A 21385-nucleotide genomic window follows, 5' to 3' on the forward strand; every position below is an offset into this window, starting at 1 on the left:
CGCCCGGTTACATTCCGAACCCGGAAGCTAAGCCTTTCAGCGCCGATGGTACTGCAGGGGGGACCCTGTGGGAGAGTAGGACGCCGCCGAACAATCTTTAGAGAAAGCCCCGTGGGGAACCTGGTTCCCCACGGGGCTTTCTCGCGTTTTGTGGACCTGGGACCCGCGGCACGGCGCGGCCGGCGGGGCAGGTAAGGTCACATGGGTATCGTCGGCACATTTCCCCACAGGAGGCTTCCGCGTGGAGGTCCAGGAGACGCGGGTACAGACGGATCGCGTCCTCACCATCCCCAACATTCTGAGCATGGCGCGCCTCGTCGGCGTGCCGGTGTTCCTGTGGTTGATCCTGTGGCCGGAATTCGATGGCCCGAATGCCGACCCCTGGGCGTTGCTGGTGCTTGCGCTGAGCGGTGTCAGTGACTACCTGGACGGGAAGCTTGCCCGGCGCTGGAACCAGATCAGCAGTCTTGGCCGGATCCTCGACCCCGCGGCCGACCGGCTCTACATCCTCTCCACCCTCGTCGGACTGACCTGGCGCGAGATTCTGCCCGTCTGGCTCACCGCGGCGCTGCTGGCGCGGGAACTGATGCTGCTGATCGCGGTCGGATTCCTGGGGCGTCACGGATATGGCCCTCCCCAGGTGAACTTCCTGGGCAAAGCGGCTACGTTCAACTTGATGTATGCCTTCCCGCTGCTGTTGCTGAGCGGCGGAGACACCTGGCTTCACTCACTCGCCACTATTTTCGGTTGGGCGTTCGCGGGATGGGGTACGGCGCTCTATTGGTGGGCAGGGATCCTCTACGTGGTCCAGGTCCGCTGGCTCATCAAGGCGGACGCCACGGCCGACTGAGCTCTCCGATCCGGCAGATTGTGCCAAGGCCCGGCGCCCGTACGTGAGCACAGGAACAGTGGGCGATCTGGACAAGTGAAGTCGGCAAGACCGTTCGTCTCTTAGAGGAGGACGCTTCCGACATGAAGGCCGTTGTGATGGCCGGTGGTGAAGGCACCCGCCTTCGCCCCATGACGTCAAGTATGCCGAAGCCGCTGCTGCCTGTGGCCAATAGGCCGATCATGGAGCATGTGCTGCGGCTGCTGAAACGGCACGGTCTCACCGAGACCGTCGTGACCGTGCAATTCCTTGCCTCGCTCGTCAAGAACTATTTCGGCGACGGTGAAGAGCTCGGAATGGAGCTCACCTACGCCAACGAGGAAAAGCCACTGGGCACCGCGGGCAGCGTGAAGAACGCGGAGGAAGCCCTCAAGGACGACGCCTTTCTGGTCATCTCGGGTGACGCCCTCACGGACTTCGACCTCACCGATCTGATCCGCTTCCACAAGGAAAAGGGCGCCCTGGTCACCGTCTGCCTGACGCGGGTTCCGAATCCGCTGGAGTTCGGCATCACCATCGTCGACGAAGGCGGCCGCGTCGAGCGTTTCCTGGAGAAGCCCACCTGGGGCCAGGTGTTCTCGGACACCGTCAACACCGGCATCTACGTGATGGAGCCGGAGGTCTTCGACTACTTTGAACCCGACGTTCCGGTGGACTGGTCCGGGGATGTCTTTCCGCAGCTCATGAAGGAAGGCAAGCCGATCTATGGCTATGTCGCCGAGGGCTACTGGGAGGACGTCGGCACTCACGAGAGCTATGTGAAGGCCCAGGCCGATGTTCTCGAGGGCAAGGTCGACGTCGAAATCGACGGCTTCGAGATCTCGCCCGGGGTGTGGGTCGCGGAGGGCGCGGAAGTCCATCCCGACGCGGTGCTGCGCGGGCCGCTGTACATCGGCGACTACGCCAAGGTCGAGGCCGATGTGGAAATCCGTGAGCACACGGTCGTCGGCTCCAACGTCGTGGTGAAAAGCGGCGCGTTTCTGCACAGGGCCGTGGTGCACGACAACGTCTATATCGGGCAGCACAGCAATCTCCGGGGCTGTGTGGTCGGCAAGAACACCGACATCATGCGGGCCGCCCGGATCGAGGACGGCGCGGTCATCGGCGATGAATGCCTGATCGGCGAGGAGTCGATCGTCCAGGGGAATGTGCGGGTCTATCCCTTCAAGACGATCGAGGCGGGTGCGTTCGTCAACACATCGGTGATCTGGGAGTCCCGTGGCCAGGCGCATCTGTTCGGTGCGCGCGGGGTGTCCGGAATTCTCAATGTCGAGATCACTCCGGAGCTGGCGGTTCGGCTCGCCGGCGCGTATGCCACCACGCTCAAGAAAGGCTCCACGGTCACCACCGCCCGCGACCATTCGCGTGGCGCGCGGGCGCTGAAGCGCGCGGTGATCTCCGCGCTGCAGGCCAGCGCCATCGACGTGAGAGACCTCGAGAACGTTCCGCTGCCGGTCGCCCGTCAGCAGACGGCCCGGGGGAGCGCCGGCGGCATCATGGTCCGTACGACACCGGGGGTGCCGGACTCCGTCGACATCATGTTCTTCGACGAGCGCGGCGCGGATCTCTCGCAGGCGGGGCAGCGCAAGCTCGACCGGGTCTATGCCCGCCAGGAGTACCGACGCGCCTTTCCCGGCGAGATCGGCGATCTGCGGTTCCCGGCGAGCGTCTTCGACTCCTATACGGGGTCCGTGCTGCGAGCGGTGGACACCACGGGTATCGCCGACTCCGGGCTGAAGGTCGTGGTGGACGCGTCCAACGGCAGTGCCGGGCTGGTGCTGCCGAGTCTGCTGGGACGGCTCGGTGTCGACTCGCTGACGATCAATCCGGGGCTCGACGAGTCCCGGCCGACCGAGACGGCCGATGCCAGGCGCTCCGGGCTGGTCCGGCTCGGCGAGATCGTGGCATCGGCGCGGGCCGCCTTCGGGGTGCGCTTCGACCCCGTGGGCGAGCGGCTGTCCCTGGTGGACGAGCGCGGCCGGATCATCGAGGACGACCGTGCCCTGCTGGTGATGCTGGACCTGGTGGCGGCCGAGCGGCGCAGCGGGCGGGTGGCGCTGCCGGTGACCACGACGCGGATCGCCGAGCAGGTCGCGGCGTACCACGGGACACAGGTCGAGTGGACGACCACCTCGCCCGACGATCTGACCCGGGTGGGCCGGACGGAGGGCACGGTCTTCGGCGGCGACGGGCTCGGCGGGTTCATCATTCCCGAGTTCAGCAGCGTCTTCGACGGTGCGGCGGCGTTCGTCCGGCTGATCGGCCTGGTGGCCCGTACGCAGCTCACGCTCAGCCAGATCGATGCGCGGATCCCGCGGGCGCACGTCCTGCGCCGTGACCTTGCCACGCCGTGGGCGGTCAAGGGGCTGGTCATGCGGCATGTGGTCGAGGCGGCCGGGGACCGGGACGTGGACACCACCGACGGCGTACGGGTCGTGGAGGCCGACGGCCGCTGGGTGCTGGTGCTGCCCGACCCGGCCGAGGCGGTCACGCACCTGTGGGCGGAGGGGCCGGACGACGCCTCCGCTCAGCAGCTGCTGGACGAGTGGTCGGCGGTCGTGGACAGCGCCGGCCGCTGAGCCGGATCCCACCGGCGTGCCCGCAATCGGGCACGCCGGTGGGGCCATTGGGAGACTGTCAGTGCGACGTGCGACGATGAGCGGCATGTCGCAGCAGCGCCCCGATCGGAGCACTCCCAGGAAGCCGGCCGCGCGTCCCGATGCGTCCATGTCGCTGCTGACCAACGTGATGGATCACAGCCTCGACGACGGGTATGCGGAGGCCGCCGCGCGCAAGGCCGCCGCCGGCACCCGTGGTCTGCCGCGCACCTTGCGGGCGAAGTTGGGCCTCGCGGCCGGACTCGTGCTGGCGGCGGTGGTCGTCACGGTGGGCGCCGCCCAGGCGCGGATATCGGCACCGACGCTGGCCAAGGAACGCGAGGAGCTCATCCATCGCATCCAGAAGGGCACCAGCGAGGCGGACAAGCTGCAGAAGCGGGTGGACGCGACCCGGGACGCGGTCAGCAGGATGCAGCGGGAGGCGCTGAACCAGCATGGTGGCGACAAGGCCGAACTTCTGGCCCTGTTGTCCGGTTCGACCGAAGTGACCGGTCCTGGCGTGAAACTAGTGGTGGACGACGCCAAGGACGCACAGTCCAGCGGGGGAGGCCCGAGGGAGAGCAGTGGTTTCTCCGACACCGGGCGGGTACGGGACAGGGACATGCAACGTGTCGTCAACGGCCTGTGGGAGTCCGGTGCGGAGGCCATCTCCGTCAATGGGCAGCGGCTTACGTCACTCTCGGCGATCAGGGCAGCGGGAGACGCCATACTGGTCGACAACAAGCCACTGGTTCCGCCTTATACGGTGCTGGCGGTGGGGGACGGGCAGCGGCTCAGCACCGCGTTCCAGGACAGCGCCGACGGTCAGTATCTGCACGTACTGCATGAGAACTACGGCGTCGGCACCAGGATTTCCGCGGAGAGCGAGGTCACGCTGCCGCCCGCGCCCAGTTTGACCGTACGTACCGCAAAGCCGCAGGCCGGTGCCGCCAAGGCGGATGGCGCCGACACAGGGAAGGGCACATCGTGATCGCCGTACTGGGCCTCATCGTGGGAGTCGTGGTCGGGCTTGTGGTCCGACCCGTGGTGCCGACGGTGGTCGAGCCCTACTTGCCGATTGCTGTCGTCGCGGCGCTGGACGCCGTTTTCGGCGGTCTGCGCGCGATGCTGGACGGCATCTTCGACGACAAGGTCTTTGTCGTCTCCTTCCTGTCGAATGTGGTGGTCGCCGCGCTCATCGTCTTCCTCGGTGACAAACTGGGCGTCGGCGCCCAACTCTCCACCGGTGTGGTCGTGGTGCTCGGTATCCGGATCTTCTCCAACGCTGCCGCGATCCGCCGGCACGTCTTCAGGGCGTGAGGCGGATGGCAACGGACGAGACCCCCGAGCCGGAGCAGAAGCCGGAGCCGCAGCAGGGCCGTGGCCCCGCCGACCGGCGGCCGATGCCTCCCGAGAGCCGGCCCGCGCCCGCGGCGGCGTCCGCTGAGGGAACGGATAGCCCCAAACCGGACGACACGCAGCAGAACGCCGGTAAACCGGCAGATGCCGGCGTCCCGGCCGCGGAGGCGGAAGATAAGGCGTCCGGTACGCCGCAGAACGGCCGGCAGCGGCTCGCTGCGAGCCTCTGGCCGCCGCGGCTGACCCGGGCTCAACTGATCGTTGCTCTGCTCCTGTTCATTCTCGGCCTCGGCCTGGCGATTCAGGTACGTTCCACGAGTGACAGCAGCGCGCTGCGGGGTGCACGCCAGGAGGATCTGGTGCGCATTCTGGATGAACTGGACAACCGCTCCCAGCGGCTGACGGAAGAACAGCGGCGCCTGGAAGGGCAGAAGACCGAGCTGGAGAACAGCTCGGACCAGGCCGAGGAGGCCCGTAAACAGACCGTGGAGAAGGAACAGCAGCTGGGCGTGCTGGCCGGGACCGTCGCGGCGCAAGGGCCCGGCATCACCCTGACCATCGACGACGCCACGCACTCCGTCGAGGCGGACAAGCTGCTGGACACCGTCCAGGAGCTGCGGGCGGCCGGCGCCGAGGCCATCCAGGTCAATGACGTAAGGGTCGTCGCGAACACCTATCTCTCGGATGTCAGCGGCGGCGTGCAGATCGACGGGAAGCGGGTCGCCCAGCCCTACCGGTTCAAGGTCATCGGCAAGCCCGAGGACCTCGAACCGGCGCTGAACATCCCCGGAGGGGTCGTTCAGACTCTGGAAAAGGAGCAGGCCAAGGTGTCTGTGACCCGGCAAAGGAAGATCATTGTGGATGCCTTGCGAGAGGCGAAGCGGCCTGACTACGCTCGGTTGTCTTCGCGGTGAGGCCTTCACGTATGGCGATGGCCCGGCGAGGGCATGAGGTAGCGGGGGGTCGGCGCACCGTGATTGTGGTGTGTGAGGGAAACTGTCTGGAGGCCACGGACGTTCACAGGATGTCCGGATCGGCCGGTGTGTGCATCGAGGGTTCGTCCTGCCCCACGGGCGGGTCTGTTTCGTTCAAGGGGAATCGCCCGTGAAGTTGTTTGCAAAGCTGTTCGGCAAGAGCGCACGCCAGGAGGGCGGCAGCGGCTCGGCGCGGCACCGCGCCGCGGGCCGGCCCGAGGAGGGCGGCGCAGGTGAGGACCGTCCGCTCTTCCGGGATGAGGTCAGCGGTCCGTCCGGGGGGCACGGCGCGGGTTCTGTTGACCCCTCCGGTGCCGGCCGCATAGGTTCCCAGGGACCATCGGCCTCATCCACGGGTGGAGGTTCGGCCTTGCCGGTTTGTACGAGGTGTGGGCACCGGAACGCCGAGGCGAGCCGGTTCTGCTCCAATTGCGGTGCGCCGCTGCGCCCGGGTGCCGTGGCCGAGCGCGCGTCCGAGACGACGTCGACCATCTCCATCTCGGGGATCGAGGCGTATGACGCGGAGGCCACGGGCCAGACCCAGCTGCCGTCCCTGTCGCCCGAGGCCCAGGCGGCCGTCGACGCCCTTCCGGCGGGTTCGGCGCTGCTGGTCGTCCGCCGGGGTCCGAACTCCGGCAGCCGCTTCCTGCTGGACGGCGAGCTGACGACGGCCGGCCGCCACCCGCAGGGCGACATCTTCCTCGACGATGTGACGGTCTCGCGCCGCCATGTGGAATTCCGGCGCGGTCCGGAGGGCCGTTTCACGGTCGCCGACGTCGGCAGCCTGAACGGCACGTACGTCAACCGCGAGCGGATCGACTCGGTCGCGCTCTCCAACGGGGACGAGGTCCAGATCGGCAAGTTCCGGCTGGTCTTCTACGCAAGCCAGCTGGCCGCCGGTATCTGACCGGCCGGGGAAGGCATATGCGCCAAGCACCGAAGGGCGGTGCCGGTTCCTCCGGCGCCGCCCCCTCGGACGGGAGACCGGTGAGCATCGGCACGGTGCTCACCCTGCTGCGCGAGGAATTCCCCGAGGTCACCATCTCCAAGATTCGCTTCCTGGAGGCCGAGGGGCTGGTGGAGCCGGAGCGCACGCCTTCCGGATACCGCAAATTCACCGCGGCCGACGTCGAGCGGCTGGCCGGCGTGCTGCGGATGCAGCGGGACCACTACCTTCCGCTGAAGGTCATCCGGGAGCATCTGGACGCCCTGGAGCGCGGTGAGCAGGTGCAGCTGCCCGCCCAGGCCACGGCGCCCCGCGACCTGGTCCCGGGGATGCGCGAGCCGGGCGAGGACCGCCCGGCGACCGCCCGGGTCGGCCGGGAGGAGCTGCTGGCGGCCGCCGGGGTGGACGAGGCGGCGCTGGCCGACTGGGAGTCGTACGGGCTCGTCGTGCCGGGCGCCGACGGCAGCTACGACAGTGAGGCCGTCACGGTCGCGAAGCTCGTCGCCGAGCTGGGACGTTTTGGTCTCGAGCCGCGGCATCTGCGGGCCGTGAAGGCGGCCGCCGAGCGCGAGGCGGGCTTGGTGGAGCAGGTCGTGGCACCTCTTCGGCGGCACCGCAACCCGCAGACCAGGACGCATGCCGAGGCCACCGCCAGAGAGCTGGCCACCCTGTCCGTACGCCTCCATGCGGCACTGGTCCAGAGCGCGCTGCGGGTCCGGCTCCAGTGAGCAAATAACGGCCCGACTACCCAAACCTGCCGGGCACGTCCTAGGGTTGCTGTGTGAACGAGCTCGATGTCGTGGGTGTCCGGGTGGAAATGCCTTCCAGCCAACCGATCGTGCTCCTGCGGGAGGTGGGAGGCGATCGCTACTTGCCCATTTGGATCGGGCCAGGGGAGGCCACCGCCATCGCCTTCGCCCAGCAGGGCATGGTCCCTGCCAGGCCGCTGACGCATGACCTCTTCAAGGATGTGCTGGAAGCGGTGGGCCAGGAACTGACGCAGGTCCGGATCACGGATCTGCGCGAGGGAGTGTTCTACGCCGAACTGGTCTTTGCCAGCGGCGTCGAGGTCAGCGCGCGTCCGTCCGACGCCATAGCGCTGGCACTGCGCACCGGGACCCCGATCTACGGGACGGACGGTGTGCTGGACGACGCGGGCATCGCGATCCCGGACGAGCAGGAGGACGAGGTGGAGAAGTTCCGCGAGTTCCTCGACCAGATCTCGCCCGAGGACTTCGGCAGCAGCAACCAGTGACATCGGCCGGCGGAAGCGTCTGATTCCGGCCAAACTATTTAGCCATTCCCCGCGCGAGGTCACGAGAAACCACTCGTAGGGTGATTATCACTCGGCGTGGCGAGCGCGGCGATCGTTGACGCACCCCGAGTGACTGCATACCGTCGATAAGGCAGGTCCCGTCCGGGACGTGGAGGACGGAGGGCGGCGTGGCAATCACCGGCGACGGTACGGCGGCGGAAGGGGCGTTGCCGCTCCACCCGAATGCAGCAGCGAACCGCGCACCGGCGCGGCCCGCCGCGGTGTCGGGGGACTGCGCGGCGGGGGTCATCGGCTACCGCGGTCCGACGGCGTGCGCGGCGGCGGGGATCACCTACCGGCAGCTCGACTACTGGGCGCGCACCGGCCTGGTGGAGCCGAGCGTCCGGCCCGCCTACGGTTCCGGCACTCAGCGGCTGTACAACTTCCGGGACGTCGTCGTTCTGAAGATCGTCAAGCGGCTGCTGGACACCGGGGTGTCGCTGCAGAACATCCGCACCGCCGTCCAGCATCTGCGTTCGCGCGGGCTGGACGATCTGACGCGGATGACGCTGATGAGCGACGGCGCGACGGTCTACGAGTGCACCTCGCCCGACCAGGTCGTCGATCTGCTCCAGGGCGGCCAGGGGGTCTTCGGGATCGCCGTGGGCGTGGTGCTGCGAGACGTGGAGAGCGCGCTCTCCGAGCTGCACGGCGAGCGGCTGGACACCGGCGAGACGCTGGTCGGCCAGAACCCGCACGACGAGCTGGCGCGGCGGCGCAACCGGGCCGGCTGACGCCCGTACCCGCACCCGGGCCCGGCATCGGGCCGGTTGTCAGTGGTGTGCGGGAGGATCGGTCATGTGAGATCCGCGCCGACGATTCTGCATCTGGACATGGATGCGTTCTATGCGTCCGCCGAGCAGGCGGCAAAGCCCAGCCTGCGCGGAAAGCCGGTGATCGTCGGCGGGATCGGGCCGCGTGGGGTCGTCGCCACCGCGTCGTACGAAGCACGGGTCTTCGGCGTCCGCTCGGCCATGCCGACCGCTCAGGCGCGCCGGCTGTGCCCCAATGCCGCCTACCTCAGCCCGCGGTTCGATCTGTACCGCCAGGTGAGTGACAAGGTGATGGAGCTGCTGCATGCGCTGTCGCCGCTGGTGGAGCCGCTGAGCCTGGACGAGGCGTTCGTGGACCTGGAGGCGGGCGGGGTGGCGCCCGAGACGGACGCCGTACGGGCCGTGGGGGAGCGGCTGCGGCGGGACATCCGCGAGGCCACCGCGCTGACCGGCTCGGTGGGGCTTGCGGGCGCCAAGATGCTGGCGAAGATCGCGTCCGAGGCGGCGAAGCCGGACGGCCTGGTGGTGATCGAGCCCGGCAGCGAGCGGGAGCTGCTGGGGCCCATGCCGGTGCGGACGCTGCCCGGGGTGGGGCCGGCGACGGCCGAGGCGCTGCGCCGGGCCGGGATCCACACCGTCGCGGAGACCGCGGAGGCCGGCGAGGACGAGCTGGTGCGGCTGCTGGGCAAGGCGCACGGCGCCGGGCTGTATGCGATGGCGCTGGGGCAGGACGACCGCCCGGTGGTGGCGGAGCGGGACGCGAAGTCGATCTCCGTGGAGGACACCTTCGAAGTCGATCTCACCGACCGGACGCGGGTGCGCAGCGAGCTCACGCGGCTGGCCGAGCGCTGTGTGCAGCGGCTGCGGGCGGCGGGGCGGTCCGGGCGGACGGTGGTGATCAAGGTGCGCAACTACGACTTCTCGACGCTGACCAGGTCGGAGACGCTGCGCGGGCCCACCGACGACCCCGCGGTCGTCCGGGAGGCCGCCGCGCGGCTCCTGGAGACGGTGGACACCACGGGCGGGGTCCGGCTCCTGGGGGTGGGGGTGAGCGGGCTGGCCGATTTCACGCAGGAGGACCTGTTCGCCCAGCTGGCCACGGAGCAGGAGGCCGAGGAGGAGGCGGCCAGAGCGGCGGCGGAGCCGCCGGCGGCCGGGGCGGGCGAGCCTGAGCCGGAGGAGGAGCGGCCGCGCCGCTGGGCTCCGGGCCTCGATGTGGTGCACGAGGAATACGGCGCCGGATGGGTGCAGGGCAGCGGGGTGGGGAGAGTGACCGTACGTTTCGAACAGCCGTGGTCCGCACCGGGGAGGGTGCGGACCTTTGCCGTCGATGACCCGGCGCTGCGGCCGGGGGAGCCGTTGCCGCTGGTGGGCGGGGGGCCCGGAGACGGTCAGTCCTCGGAACCGGCGACCCGGCCGAAGTCCTTGTCGTCCGGGGAGGGGGCGGAGTCGGAGGCGGGGGAGGCCGGGGAGGAGATATCCAGTCGGTAATGGTGGTAGAGCTGTAGTTCCTGTTCGGGGGAGAGATGGCGGCCCACCCCGAAATCCGGGGCGTCCTTGATCAGCTTGCGGTCGTAGGGGATCCGCAGCCCTTCCTCGGCCAGCTCGCTCGGCTCCAGGGGGACGAAGGCATCCCGGCTGAACAGGCCGGTGCGCACGGCAGCCCATTCGGGTTCGCCGGTCGCGTCGTCGAGATAGACCTCGTCAACGGTGCCGATCTTGGTGCCGTTCCGGTCGAACGCTTTGCGGCCGATCAGGCTCCGGGGATCGATATCGGTGTGCACAGCCCCTCCTTGTGGTCGCAACTGCCCTGTGACAACTACCAAACGGCACATTTCATGCCTCGGCCACTCGAAGCTTCCTCTCAGGTTCCCCCGACAGGTGCGCTGGTAGGCTGACGAATGGCCGCTGACCCCATGCGGGAGAGTCCCTTGCCGTTCGCGGCGGGGGCGCCGAAGGAGCAACTCCTCCCCGGAATCTCTCAGGCATCCGTACCGCATGGACGAGGTCACTCTGGAAAGCAGGGCGGGCCCGCAAAAGACACAATGCCGGGTCCCGTCCTCACCGACGGTGAAAGCCGGACCGCAGACCGCGGGCCGGTGAAGCTCTCAGGTTGAGATGACAGAGGGGGAGGCCGTCCGGGCACCCGCGCCGTGGTGCCCCTCGCAGGTCGTACTGACCAGGAGGCCCCCGCAGATGACCACCAATCGCATCTCCTTGACCGAGCTGGAGCGCGGTACGCCCTTCGAGCACCGGCACATCGGTCCCGACGACGAGGCGCAGGCGAAGATGCTCGCGCAGGTCGGCTTCGGCTCGCTGGACGAGCTCACCGCCACCGCCGTTCCCGACGTGATCAAGAGCGCCGAGGCGCTCGGTCTGCCGCAGGCCCGCACCGAGGCCGAGGTCCTCAAGGAACTGCACGGCCTCGCGGACCGCAACCAGGTCCTGGCCTCCATGATCGGGCTCGGCTACTACGGCACCTTCACCCCGCCGGTGATCCTGCGCAACGTCATGGAGAACCCGGCCTGGTACACGGCGTACACGCCCTACCAGCCGGAGATCTCGCAGGGCCGCCTGGAGGCGCTGCTCAACTTCCAGACCATGGTCGCCGACCTGACCGGGCTGCCCACCACGGGCGCCTCCCTGCTGGACGAGGGCACCGCCGCCGCCGAGGCGATGGCGCTGTCCCGCCGCATGGGCAAGGTCAAGCAGGGCGTCTTCCTGGTCGACGCCGACTGTCTGCCGCAGACCATCGCGGTGATCGAGACCCGCGCGGAGCCGACCGGCGTCGAGGTCGTCGTCGCGGACCTGTCCGACGGCATCCCCGCCGAGATCGCCGAGCGCGGTGTCTTCGGCATGCTGCTGCAGTACCCGGGCGCCTCCGGTGCGGTGCGGGACCCCCGCGCCGTCATAGCGCAGGCGCAGGAGCTGGGCGCGGTCGTCACCGTCGCCGCCGATCTGCTCGCCCTGACGCTGCTGGCCTCGCCCGGCGAGCTCGGCGCGGACATCGCGGTGGGCACCACCCAGCGCTTCGGCGTCCCGATGGGCTTCGGCGGGCCGCACGCCGGCTTCATGGCCGTACGCGAGAAGTTCGCCCGCAGCCTGCCCGGCCGCCTGGTGGGTGTCTCCGTCGACGCCGACGGCGACAAGGCCTACCGCCTGGCGCTGCAGACCCGTGAGCAGCACATCCGCCGCGAGAAGGCCACCAGCAACATCTGCACCGCGCAGGTGCTGCTCGCCGTGATGGCCGGAATGTACGCGGTCTACCACGGCCCCGAGGGCCTGCGGACCATCGCCCGGCGCACCCACCGCTACGCCGCCGTCCTGGCCGCGGGCCTGCGGGCCGGCGGAGTGGAGATCGTCCACGACGCGTACTTCGACACGCTCACCGCGCGGGTGCCCGGCCGGGCCGCCGAGGTCGTCGCCGCCGCCCGCGAGGCCGGCGTCAACCTCCGGCTGGTCGACGCCGACCTGGTCGGTATCGCCTGTGACGAGACCACCGGGCGCGCGCAGCTGGCCGGCGTCTGGGGTGCCTTCGGGGTGCAGGCGGATGTCGAGCAGCTGGACGGCGTCGCTGCCGAAACGTTGCCGCAGGAGCTGCTGCGCGCCGACGACTACCTCACGCACCCGGTCTTCCAGCAGCACCGTTCCGAGACCGCGATGCTGCGCTACCTGCGCACGCTGGCGGACAAGGACTACGCGCTGGACCGCGGCATGATCCCGCTCGGCTCCTGCACCATGAAGCTGAACGCCACCACCGAGATGGAACCGGTCACCTGGCCCGCCTTCGGCCAGCTGCACCCCTTCGCGCCCGCCGACCAGGCGCAGGGCTATCTCACGCTGATCCAGGAGCTGGAGGAGCGTCTCGCCACCGTCACCGGCTACGACAAGGTCTCCCTCCAGCCCAACGCCGGATCCCAGGGCGAGCTGGCCGGTCTGCTGGCCGTCCGCGCCTACCACCGCGCCAACGGCGACGAGCAGCGCACCGTCTGCCTGATCCCGTCCTCGGCGCACGGCACCAACGCCGCCAGCGCCGTGATGGCCGGGATGAAGGTCGTCGTCGTCAAGACCGGCGAGGACGGCGAGGTGGACGCCGACGATCTGCACGCCAAGATCGAGAAGCACCGCGACGAGCTCGCGGTCCTGATGGTGACCTACCCCTCCACGCACGGCGTGTTCGAGGAGCACATCACCCAGATCTGCGCGGCCGTGCACGACGCCGGCGGCCAGGTCTACGTCGACGGCGCCAACCTCAACGCGCTGGTCGGCCTCGCCGAGCCCGGCAAGTTCGGCGGCGATGTCTCGCACCTCAACCTGCACAAGACCTTCTGCATCCCGCACGGCGGCGGCGGCCCCGGCGTCGGCCCGGTCGCCGTACGCGCCCACCTGGCGCCGTACCTGCCCAACCACCCGCTGCAGCCCACCGCGGGCCCGGAGACGGGCGTCGGACCGATCTCCGCGGCCCCCTGGGGGTCCGCCGGGATCCTGCCGATCTCCTGGGCGTACGTCCGCCTGATGGGCGGCGAGGGCCTCAAGCGCGCCACCCAGGTCGCGGTGCTGAGCGCCAACTACATCGCCAAGCGTCTGGAGGCGCACTACCCGGTGCTCTACACCGGCCCCGGCGGTCTGGTGGCGCACGAGTGCATCATCGACGTCCGGCCGCTGACCAAGGCGACCGGGGTGAGCATCGACGATGTCGCCAAGCGGCTGATCGACTACGGCTTCCACGCGCCGACGATGTCCTTCCCGGTGGCCGGCACGCTGATGATCGAGCCGACCGAGAGCGAGGACCTGGACGAGCTGGACCGGTTCTGCGATGCGATGATCGCCATCCGCGCGGAGATCGAGAAGGTCGGCTCGGGGGAGTGGGACAAGGACGACAACCCGCTGCGCAACGCCCCGCACACCGCGGCCTCGCTCAGCGGCGACTGGTCGCACCCGTACTCCCGCGAGGAGGCGGTCTTCCCGGCCGGTGTCGTGGCGGCGGAGAAGTACTGGCCGCCGGTGCGCCGTATCGACGGTGCCTTCGGTGACCGTAACCTCGTCTGCTCCTGCCCGCCGCTGGACGAGTACGACGGCTGATCGCCGGCGGTCGTCCGGACAACATCAAGGGCCCTCGGCATGTGTGCCGGGGGCCCTGTTGTACTGCCAGGAGATGGCGGTCAGGCCACGCTGGCGACCCGTTCGGCCTGCGGCCGGTGCGGGGCGATGATCTTCCCGTCCGGCAGCAGCTCACCGGTGTCCTCGAAGAGCAGGACACCGTTGCACAGCAGGCTCCAGCCCTGTTCGGGGTGGTGTGCCACGGGATGCGCGGCTTCCCGGTCGCTGGAGTCTGCGGACGGGCAAGGAGGTTGGTGCTGACACATGGAAGTTGTCTTTCGCTGCGGTGTGAACGTCGTTGTGCGGCTCGACGAGGTGGTCATGGCCGCTCCCCCGTTTCCATCGGTTGGTCCCAGTGTTGCCCCACGGACGGGTTTCCGCAGGGATTTCGCCGCAGTGGTACTCGTTGGATAAGGACGCGTCACCCGTGCGGGCGGTTCAATTTCATTCTTCTGCAAGGGGGTTGGGGGATATTTCCGGCCGGTCGGCCACCCGGGTGAGCACAGCGGGGCGCCCCGCGGCCGGATGGGTCGCGGGGCGCTCGGCCGGGCCACGGCGTACGCCGTCAGGCGGCCGGGGAGTCGAGCAGCGGACCGGGCGGGGCGAGGCGGAGGTGGAGCCGCGGCAGCAGATCGGCGACCCGCTGCGGGCGGTGCGGGGCGATGCCCGGCGGTGCGGGCGCCAGCGGTACCAGCAGGTCACCGGGGGCGGGCAGGCCGGTGGCACCGTCGGATGCGGTGTCGTGGTGCAGCCACAGGGTGAGCATGTACAGCTCCGGTACGGACAGCAGCCGCGGCTGGTACGGGGCGGCCAGCGACTCCGCCTGCTGCAGTGCCTGTTCCGTCGCGCCGACGTACGGGCCGCCGCAGAAGTGGGAGAACGTCCAGCCGTCGGCGGTGAGCATCGCCTCGGCGGCCGCCACGGCGCGCTCACCGCTGCGGACCAGGAAGCGCCAGCCGGTCAGCCGGGTCCGCGGGGGGCCGCCCGCGCGGCTGACGTCGTCCCAGATGTGGACCGGCAGGGGGTGGTCGGGGCTGAGCGGACCCTGATGGGCGCGCAGGGCGGAGGCGGGGGCTTCGCGGACGGCGGTGGGCGAGCCGAGGGCGGCGAGAACGCTGCGCAGGGCAGGCGCAGGGGCAGGGGGGAGATGCAGCGGCATGGTGGGTCGCCTCTCACTTCGGAGACACGGTGAAGCCGGGCAGGTGCGGACGGCGCTGTCTGCATGCGGGGCCAGAGCATGGCCGACCGGAGCGGCGGCCCGGTGGGTCGGCCGCAGGACCCCGGCGCCGGTGGGAACACCGCAGCACTGGGCGCCAACTCTCTGCCTCGTCTGCGGAGTTTATACGACGTATGTTCTGAATTTGTTTCGGCTACTGGTCCTGCAGATTTCTGGCAAGGCGTAATCAGGACCGCTGTGCCGGGCCCGCCGCGGGGTGATTTTCTCCGCTTTGTGCGGGCCTTTGGATACGCCACCTCGTATTTCTTCGCACACGTGGTAGGCCGGATCTCATCGGTGATTTTCACAAGAGAAATGCGGGTGGCGAGGGCCGCCGAGATATGCCCTTGGAGTGTGCCACGGACGGGTCATGGACGTGGCCTGGTCGCGTTCCGTGTCCGCCATTACTTCGAGCCTATCGCCAGCGTCACACCACCGAGGCGTTATCGATCAGATTGCCGGGGCATCATCGTCCGTAGCGCGTGCCCCGGTGGTGTCGGGGACGGCCCAACCGGTCCGTGGCCGCGGGCCGTTCGCTCGATCGAGGAGGGACCCTTCGATGGGGGAGAAGGTCGCCGCGGACGGGATCGACCTGGCCGACCGGGAGCGATATCGAAGAAAGCTGCACGAATGTCTCGCCGGATTGCGCAGGCTCCTGTCGGAGCGGCGGTTCGACCGTCCGAAGAATCTCATCGGGCTGGAGATCGAGCTCAATCTCGCAGGTGCGGACGGGCTGCCCCGAATGATGAACTCCCAGGTGCTGGAACGTATCGCCAGCCGGGATTTCCAGACCGAACTCGCCCGGTGCAATCTCGAGGTCAACATCACCCCGCACCGATTGTCCGGCCGCGTCCTCGACCAGCTGGCCGAGGAACTCCGTGCGGGTCTTGCCTACGCCGACCGGAAAGCCCGCGAGGTGGCCGCACGGATAGTGATGATCGGTATTCTGCCGACCCTGACCGCCGCCGATCTCACGGCCGCCAATCTCTCCGCCATCGACCGGTATGTGCTGCTCGACGAGCAGATGCGGGCGGCCCGCGGCGAGGACTTCGCGATCGACATAGAGGGCGTCGAGCATCTGGTCTCCCGCTCGTCCTCGATAGCGCCGGAGGCCGCCTGTACGTCCGTCCAGCTGCACCTCCAGGTCACGCCGGGCCGCTTCGCCGCCGTCTGGAACGCCGCGCAGGCCATCGCCGCCGTCCAGGTCGCCGTCGGGGCCAACTCGCCCTTCCTCTTCGGCCGCGAGCTGTGGTGCGAGTCCCGGCCGCCGGTCTTCCAGCAGTCCACCGACACCCGGGCGCCCGAGCTCCAGGCCCAGGGGGTGCGCCCGCGCACCTGGTTCGGGGAGCGCTGGATCGGCTCCGCGTATGACCTCTTCGAGGAGAACCTGCGCTATTTCCCGCCGCTGCTGCCGATTCCCGGGCCGCAGGAGCCGCTGCGGATCCTCGACGAGGGCGGGGTGCCGGATCTTGCGGAACTGGTGCTGCACAACGGCACGGTCTACCGCTGGAACCGTCCCGTCTACGCGGTGGCCGACGGCGTGCCGCATCTGCGGGTCGAGAACCGCGTGCTGCCGGCCGGCCCCACCGTCGCCGACGTCATCGCCAACACCGCCTTCTACTACGGCCTGGTACGGGCCCTGGCCGAGGAACCCCGCCCCGTCTGGACGCGCCTGCCCTTCGCCGCCGCGGCCGCCAACTTCGACACCGCCTCCCGCTACGGCATCGACGCCCGCCTCCACTGGCCACGGCCCGGCCGCGGCGGCATCGCCGAGGTCCCTGCCGTACGGCTCGTACGCCAGGAACTGCTGCCCCTCGCGGCGGCCGGACTGGACGCCTGGGGCGTCGAACCGGCCGACCGGGACCTGTATCTGGGCATCATCGAGGCCCGCTGCGCCCGCCGGGTCAACGGCGCGTCCTGGCAGGCCGCGGCCTTCCACCACGCGGTGCGCCAGGGCCTGGACCGGGATGCCGCACTGGCCGCGATGACCCGTCGCTACAGCGAGCTGATGCACGCCGGGGATCCGGTGCACACCTGGCCGGTCGCCTGGGCGGTGGGCGCGCCGCCGGTGGTGCCGGGGGCGCGGCGCACGGTCGAGAGCGCCTGAGGCCTGTCCGGCCGACACTCCATGCGGCGACGCCCTCGGGCACCGGGCCCGGTGCCCGGCGTGCGGACGGATCGGGCAAGCTGTGACGTCCCATTGCCGAAGTGCCCCGGCCCGTCGCGCGCGATCTTCGTATGTGCTGTGTGTGCTGTGTGTGCTGTATCTGCCTTCGAGATTCTGGTGGGGTGGTGGTGGCGAAGCGGCGGTATTGCGGAAGTGGAGGAAGCGTGGAGCCGGAGACAAGTCCCGTGGCCGATGCGGACGTTCGAGGTCAGGGAGGCCGGGGGCCTGGTGCGGGGCGGAGTCCGGGAGGCGCGGAGGGGCCCTGCCGGAGCTTCCTGGGGAGTGAGACGCTGCTCGTGCTGGCGCTCTCGCTCGGGGCCAGCGCACTGTCGGCGCTCATCAGCTTCATCGGCTCGGTGACCAAACCCGGCGGCCTCAAGCACCAGGCGGCCACGCTCAACGCGTCCCACGCGCCCGGCCGGCCCTGGCTGGATCTCGCCTGGCAGCTGTTCGGCATCGCGAGCGCGCTGGTGCCCGTCGCCCTGGTGGCCCACTTCCTGCTGCGGGAACGGGCCGGCGGACTGCGCGCCATCGGCTTCGACCGGCAGCGGCCCGGCTTCGACCTGAGCCGGGGCGTCGGGCTGGCCGCGGTCATCGGCGGCAGCGGACTGCTGCTCTATCTGGGCGCGCGGGCAGCCGGCGCCAATCTGACGGTGGTTCCCGAGGCACTGCCCGAGGTGTGGTGGAAGATTCCGGTGCTGATCGCCTCCGCGGTGCAGAACGCCGTGGTGGAGGAGGTCATCGTCGTCGGCTATCTGGTGCGCAGGCTGGGGCAGTTGGGCTGGGCCCCGATGGCGGTACTGGCCGCCAGTGCGGTGCTGCGCGGCTCGTACCACCTCTATCAGGGCATCGGCGGCTTCTTCGGCAACATGGTGATGGGCGTGATCTTCGTCCTGCTCTACCGGCGCTGGGGCCGGGTCGGACCGCTGGTCGCGGCGCATGCGCTCATCGACATCGTGGCGTTCCTCGGCTACGCCCTGCTGGCGGGCCGGGTGGGGTGGCTGCCGACGGCCTGATGCACGGCGCGGGACGCCACTTGGGCGGCCCGCGCCTTCTGATGCTCAGCCGGTGGCCAGCAGCTCGCCGTCGATGACGGTGACCGCGCTGCCGGTCAGCAGCGTACGGTCGCCGCGCAGCTCGGTCCGTACGAGACCGGTACGGGCGCCGCCCTGCAGTCCGACCAGTGCGTCGCGGCCCAGGCGGGCCGACCAGAACGGGGCGAGCGCGGTGTGCGCGCTGCCCGTCACGGGGTCCTCGTCGATGCCCACCGCAGGGAAGAAGCAGCGCGAGATGAAGTCATAGCCGCCGTCGGGGTCTTCGGCGCGCGCCGTGGCGATCACGCCCCGGCCGCCGTGCCCCGCCAGGGCCCTGAGGTCCGGTGACAGCGCCCGTACGGACTTCTCGTCGGCCAGCTCGACCAGCAGATCGCCGACATGTGGGCCGGTGTCGTGGGCGGACCGGATCTCGGTGTCCAGGGCCCCGGCGACGACGGGCGGCACCGGAACCTCGGTCAGCGGCGCGGTCGGGAAGTCCATGGTGATCGACCCGTCGTCCCCGGTGGTGGTGGTCAGCACGCCGCTGCGGGTACGGAAGCGGACCGTGCCGCGCGCGGTCCCCGTCGTGTGCAGGACGTGCGCGGTGGCCAGGGTGGCATGTCCGCACATGTTCACCTCGGTGCCCGGGGTGAACCACCGCAGCGCCCAGTCGGCGTCGCCGTCCGCGGGCAGCGGGTGCGCGTAGGCGGTCTCGGAGAGGTTGACCTCTACGGCGACCTGCTGGAGCCAGGCGTCATCGGGGAAGGCGTCGGAATCGAGGAGTACGACTCCTGCGGGGTTGCCGGCGAACGGACGCGCACTGAAGGCGTCGACGATACGAATCCTCATGGCCGCGAGCGTAGAGAAGACGCAAAACCGCAGGCCAAGGCCAATCCCGGGAAATTGGACCCCTGCAGGGCGGCGGGGCGGTTGTCGAAGGGGTTGTTCGGCGAACAGTTCCGATATATCGTTGAAGCATCGCGATCGGTCAACGATGGCGGTGCAGTAAGCCCTGTGCGGGCCTGCTGCGAGAGCAATCGGAAAGGACGCCACCATGCGTTCCCAGGGACATCACCACGGCGGCAACCACGAGCACGGACACGAGCACCGGCATGAGCACTGCGGCCCCGGACGCCAGGGCGGCTGGGGCGAGTTCGTCGGCGGCTTCGAGCGGCGGCGCGCCGCGTTCGGCGGCTTCGGGCCGCCTTTCGGGGGGCCGCCCTTCGGCGGCCGGGGCCGCGGCGGACCGCGCGGCCGGGCGCGGCGCGGCGATGTGCGCGCCTCGATACTGGCGCTGCTCAAGGACCGGCCGATGCACGGCTACGAAATGATCCAGGAGATCGCCGAGCGCAGCGGAGGGGCCTGGAAGCCCAGCCCCGGTTCGGTCTATCCCACCCTGCAGCTGCTGGAGGACGAGGGGCTGATCACCAACGCCAGCGAGGGCGGCAAGAAGCTCTTCTCGCTGACCGAGGCCGGCCGTGCCGAGGCCGAGAGCGGCTCGGACGCCCCCTGGGAGGACGCCGGACGGGGCGTCGACTGGGAGGCGATGAACGAGATCCGCAAGGCGGGCGGCGGCCTGGTCGAGGCGTTCCGCCAGGTGTGGGCCACCGGCAGCCCCGAGCAGCGGGAGAAGGCCATGGCGGTGGTCAACAAGGCCCGTAAGGAGCTGTATCTGATCCTGGCCGAGGAGGACTGAGGAGCGGGCTGAGGGGAGAGCCGGGGGCCGGGGTGTGCCGTGCGCGGCGTGCCCCCGGGCCTCAGCCCACCAGTTCTGCGAGCTTGTGCAGCGACTCGTTCAGCGCCGCGCTCGCCGAGTCCTTCAGCTTGCCCGCCATCAGGGAGACTGCGGCGCCGGTGAACGCCCCGTCCATCCGGACCGTCGTCGCCCCGCCGTCCGGCGTCAGCTCGTAGCGCATCCCCAGGCTGACGCCCATCGGGCCCTTGCCCTTGATGTCCAGCAGGCGGCCGGGCTCCACCTCCCGTACGGTCCAGGTCACCTCGGCCGGGAAGCCCATCAGCTTCATGTTCTCCTCGTAGCCCGCGCCCACTTCGAGCGTTGCGGGGCCGCCCTTGGGGAAGCCGGTGTGGGTGGCGTTCCACTGCCCGTACGCGTCGAAGTCGGTCAGCAGGTCCCAGATCTGCCCGGCCGGTGCCTCGATGCGGGCCTGAGCGGTGACTTCGGCCATGCGACCACCCCTTCGGTGACTGTCCCCGGCTGTGCCGCGGAAGGTAGCCGCGAGGAGGCGAAGGTTCAAGAGCGGCGACCCCTCAATTCTGATGGGCCGTCAGGTTCATGCAGAGACGCGGCCGGGGCGGCGCGGTGAGCAGCCGGTCGACATGGTGGCGGCGCAGTCCGTGCGCCGGGTCCACCGGGATCAGCAGCCGGTCCGGCCGCCAGCGGTTGCGCCGTACCAGGCCGTCGGGCATCGCATCGTCGACCCAGGCGAACGGCCGCCCGTCCGCGAACCGCAGGATGGGCGCCCACTTCGGGGCCGGCGGGCTCTCCGGCCCCTCGGACTGCAGGTCCTCGGGCCGGGCGGGGCGGCCGGTGAATTCCACGACCGGCAGCCGGGGCAGCTCCAGCAGCGGAGCGATATGGGTGTTCGCGTGATGCTCCCAGGTGGTGGCCCAGACGAGGTCGTACGTCGCGGAGAGCTCGTACAGCCAGTCGGTGTGGTCGGTGGAGAGCAGCACGGTGTGTCCGAGCAGACGGTGTGCGGTGAAACCGGGCGACGGCAGCACCGGATTCAGCACGCCGTCGACAGCGAGGAAGAGCAGCGGTCGGGTGGCCATCACAGTCCTTCGCCGCGGAGGGGTTCGGGTGGACGGGGCGGGGCGGTGTATCGGTGGGGCGGACGCGGTGCGTGTGGGGGAAGGACGCACGAAGGCGGTCGCCGGTTGCCTGCCGCCGTCCCTTCGGCGGGGGCCGGATCTCCTGCGTCCGGCTTCCGTCGAAACGCGGCATCTCCTCCTCAAGGATGAGAAGGTGCGTGCGTATCCCCAACCAGGGTGGGA

At 69.9% G+C, this 21385-nt stretch carries 20 protein-coding genes, 1 rRNA gene and 1 riboswitch; of the genes, 15 read left to right on the plus strand and 6 right to left on the minus strand.

Features of this window, described 5'->3' with window-relative positions:
• From rrf to ADL29_RS34365, 11 genes are all read left to right on the plus strand, one after another.
• Nucleotides 1-92: ribosomal RNA gene (gene rrf, locus ADL29_RS34315) — 5S ribosomal RNA — on the plus strand; the annotation flags it as partial.
• A 149-nt stretch (nucleotides 93-241) separates the two neighbouring features.
• Entirely contained in the window at nucleotides 242-850 is a 609-nt protein-coding gene (gene clsA, locus ADL29_RS34320; protein WP_053927438.1) for a cardiolipin synthase ClsA, read from the plus strand.
• A 122-nt stretch (nucleotides 851-972) separates the two neighbouring features.
• Nucleotides 973-3468 carry a mannose-1-phosphate guanyltransferase gene (locus tag ADL29_RS34325; RefSeq protein ID WP_046929372.1) on the plus strand — a complete coding sequence of 832 codons (2496 nt, stop codon included), beginning with the start codon at nucleotides 973-975 and terminating at the stop codon, nucleotides 3466-3468.
• Nucleotides 3469-3553: 85 nt separating this feature from the next.
• Nucleotides 3554-4477, plus strand: a complete 924-nt coding sequence (locus ADL29_RS34330) for a DUF881 domain-containing protein (protein WP_046929373.1) — start codon at nucleotides 3554-3556, stop codon at nucleotides 4475-4477.
• Entirely contained in the window at nucleotides 4474-4806 is a 333-nt protein-coding gene (locus tag ADL29_RS34335) for a small basic family protein (protein WP_003984969.1), read from the plus strand. Before ADL29_RS34330 ends, ADL29_RS34335 begins: the two co-directional genes overlap by 4 nt.
• A 5-nt stretch (nucleotides 4807-4811) precedes the next feature.
• Nucleotides 4812-5759 (plus strand): DUF881 domain-containing protein, encoded by a 948-nt coding sequence (locus tag ADL29_RS34340; RefSeq protein ID WP_053927439.1) that lies wholly within the window; start codon nucleotides 4812-4814, stop codon nucleotides 5757-5759.
• A gap of 130 nt (nucleotides 5760-5889) precedes the next feature.
• Nucleotides 5890-6726, plus strand: coding sequence for a double zinc ribbon and FHA domain-containing protein (locus ADL29_RS34345; RefSeq protein ID WP_211274444.1), 837 nt, complete (start codon nucleotides 5890-5892; stop codon nucleotides 6724-6726).
• 17 nt (nucleotides 6727-6743) lie between these two features.
• A complete protein-coding gene (ftsR, locus tag ADL29_RS34350; RefSeq protein ID WP_053927440.1) occupies nucleotides 6744-7493 on the plus strand; it encodes a transcriptional regulator FtsR in 750 nt (249 codons plus the stop codon).
• Between the two features lie 53 nt (nucleotides 7494-7546).
• Complete coding sequence (locus ADL29_RS34355) at nucleotides 7547-8020, plus strand: bifunctional nuclease family protein (protein WP_046929376.1); 474 nt, start codon at nucleotides 7547-7549, stop codon at nucleotides 8018-8020.
• 227 nt (nucleotides 8021-8247) lie between these two features.
• Complete coding sequence (locus tag ADL29_RS34360; RefSeq protein WP_425424303.1) at nucleotides 8248-8814, plus strand: MerR family transcriptional regulator; 567 nt, start codon at nucleotides 8248-8250, stop codon at nucleotides 8812-8814.
• A gap of 66 nt (nucleotides 8815-8880) precedes the next feature.
• Nucleotides 8881-10344 carry a DNA polymerase IV gene (locus tag ADL29_RS34365; protein WP_078971502.1) on the plus strand — a complete coding sequence of 488 codons (1464 nt, stop codon included), beginning with the start codon at nucleotides 8881-8883 and terminating at the stop codon, nucleotides 10342-10344.
• Here ADL29_RS34365 and ADL29_RS34370 read toward each other — a convergent pair.
• The gene (locus tag ADL29_RS34370; RefSeq protein ID WP_046929378.1) at nucleotides 10245-10637 is read right to left on the minus strand and encodes a PRC-barrel domain-containing protein; all 393 of its coding nucleotides are present in this window, start codon (nucleotides 10635-10637) and stop codon (nucleotides 10245-10247) included. The two genes, ADL29_RS34365 and ADL29_RS34370, sit on opposite strands and share 100 nt — an antisense overlap.
• Before the next feature lie 125 nt (nucleotides 10638-10762).
• A riboswitch (glycine riboswitch) is annotated at nucleotides 10763-10860 on the plus strand.
• Between the two features lie 189 nt (nucleotides 10861-11049).
• Here ADL29_RS34370 and gcvP point away from each other — a divergent pair.
• Nucleotides 11050-13935: an aminomethyl-transferring glycine dehydrogenase gene (gcvP, locus tag ADL29_RS34375; protein WP_053927442.1), complete on the plus strand. Its 2886-nt coding sequence runs from the start codon at nucleotides 11050-11052 to the stop codon at nucleotides 13933-13935.
• Nucleotides 13936-14015: 80 nt separating this feature from the next.
• Here the strand turns inward: gcvP and ADL29_RS34380 are convergent, their stop codons facing one another.
• Together ADL29_RS34380 and ADL29_RS34385 are read right to left on the minus strand one after the other, a co-directional pair.
• The gene (locus ADL29_RS34380) at nucleotides 14016-14219 is read right to left on the minus strand and encodes a DUF5999 family protein (RefSeq protein WP_046929380.1); all 204 of its coding nucleotides are present in this window, start codon (nucleotides 14217-14219) and stop codon (nucleotides 14016-14018) included.
• 299 nt (nucleotides 14220-14518) lie between these two features.
• Complete coding sequence (locus tag ADL29_RS34385) at nucleotides 14519-15112, minus strand: hypothetical protein (RefSeq protein ID WP_053927443.1); 594 nt, start codon at nucleotides 15110-15112, stop codon at nucleotides 14519-14521.
• A gap of 616 nt (nucleotides 15113-15728) precedes the next feature.
• On the opposite strand from ADL29_RS34385, the gene ADL29_RS34390 reads away from it, so the two are divergent.
• Both ADL29_RS34390 and ADL29_RS34395 read left to right on the plus strand, forming a co-directional pair.
• Nucleotides 15729-17276: a glutamate-cysteine ligase family protein gene (locus ADL29_RS34390; RefSeq protein WP_053927444.1), complete on the plus strand. Its 1548-nt coding sequence runs from the start codon at nucleotides 15729-15731 to the stop codon at nucleotides 17274-17276.
• A gap of 245 nt (nucleotides 17277-17521) precedes the next feature.
• The gene (locus ADL29_RS34395; RefSeq protein WP_053927445.1) at nucleotides 17522-18352 is read left to right on the plus strand and encodes a CPBP family intramembrane glutamic endopeptidase; all 831 of its coding nucleotides are present in this window, start codon (nucleotides 17522-17524) and stop codon (nucleotides 18350-18352) included.
• 45 nt (nucleotides 18353-18397) lie between these two features.
• Here the strand turns inward: ADL29_RS34395 and ADL29_RS34400 are convergent, their stop codons facing one another.
• The gene (locus ADL29_RS34400; protein ID WP_053927446.1) at nucleotides 18398-19219 is read right to left on the minus strand and encodes a PhzF family phenazine biosynthesis protein; all 822 of its coding nucleotides are present in this window, start codon (nucleotides 19217-19219) and stop codon (nucleotides 18398-18400) included.
• A gap of 205 nt (nucleotides 19220-19424) precedes the next feature.
• Between ADL29_RS34400 and ADL29_RS34405 the strand changes: the two genes are divergently transcribed.
• Complete coding sequence (locus tag ADL29_RS34405; RefSeq protein WP_046929384.1) at nucleotides 19425-20066, plus strand: PadR family transcriptional regulator; 642 nt, start codon at nucleotides 19425-19427, stop codon at nucleotides 20064-20066.
• 61 nt (nucleotides 20067-20127) lie between these two features.
• On the opposite strand, the gene ADL29_RS34410 is transcribed toward ADL29_RS34405, so the two are convergent.
• Both ADL29_RS34410 and ADL29_RS34415 read right to left on the minus strand, forming a co-directional pair.
• Nucleotides 20128-20556 carry a type II toxin-antitoxin system Rv0910 family toxin gene (locus ADL29_RS34410; protein ID WP_053927447.1) on the minus strand — a complete coding sequence of 143 codons (429 nt, stop codon included), beginning with the start codon at nucleotides 20554-20556 and terminating at the stop codon, nucleotides 20128-20130.
• Between the two features lie 82 nt (nucleotides 20557-20638).
• The gene (locus tag ADL29_RS34415) at nucleotides 20639-21163 is read right to left on the minus strand and encodes an HAD domain-containing protein (protein ID WP_053927448.1); all 525 of its coding nucleotides are present in this window, start codon (nucleotides 21161-21163) and stop codon (nucleotides 20639-20641) included.
• Nucleotides 21164-21385: the final 222 nt, after the last annotated feature.

This window comes from Streptomyces chattanoogensis (assembly GCF_001294335.1).
Taxonomy (GTDB): domain Bacteria; phylum Actinomycetota; class Actinomycetes; order Streptomycetales; family Streptomycetaceae; genus Streptomyces; species Streptomyces chattanoogensis.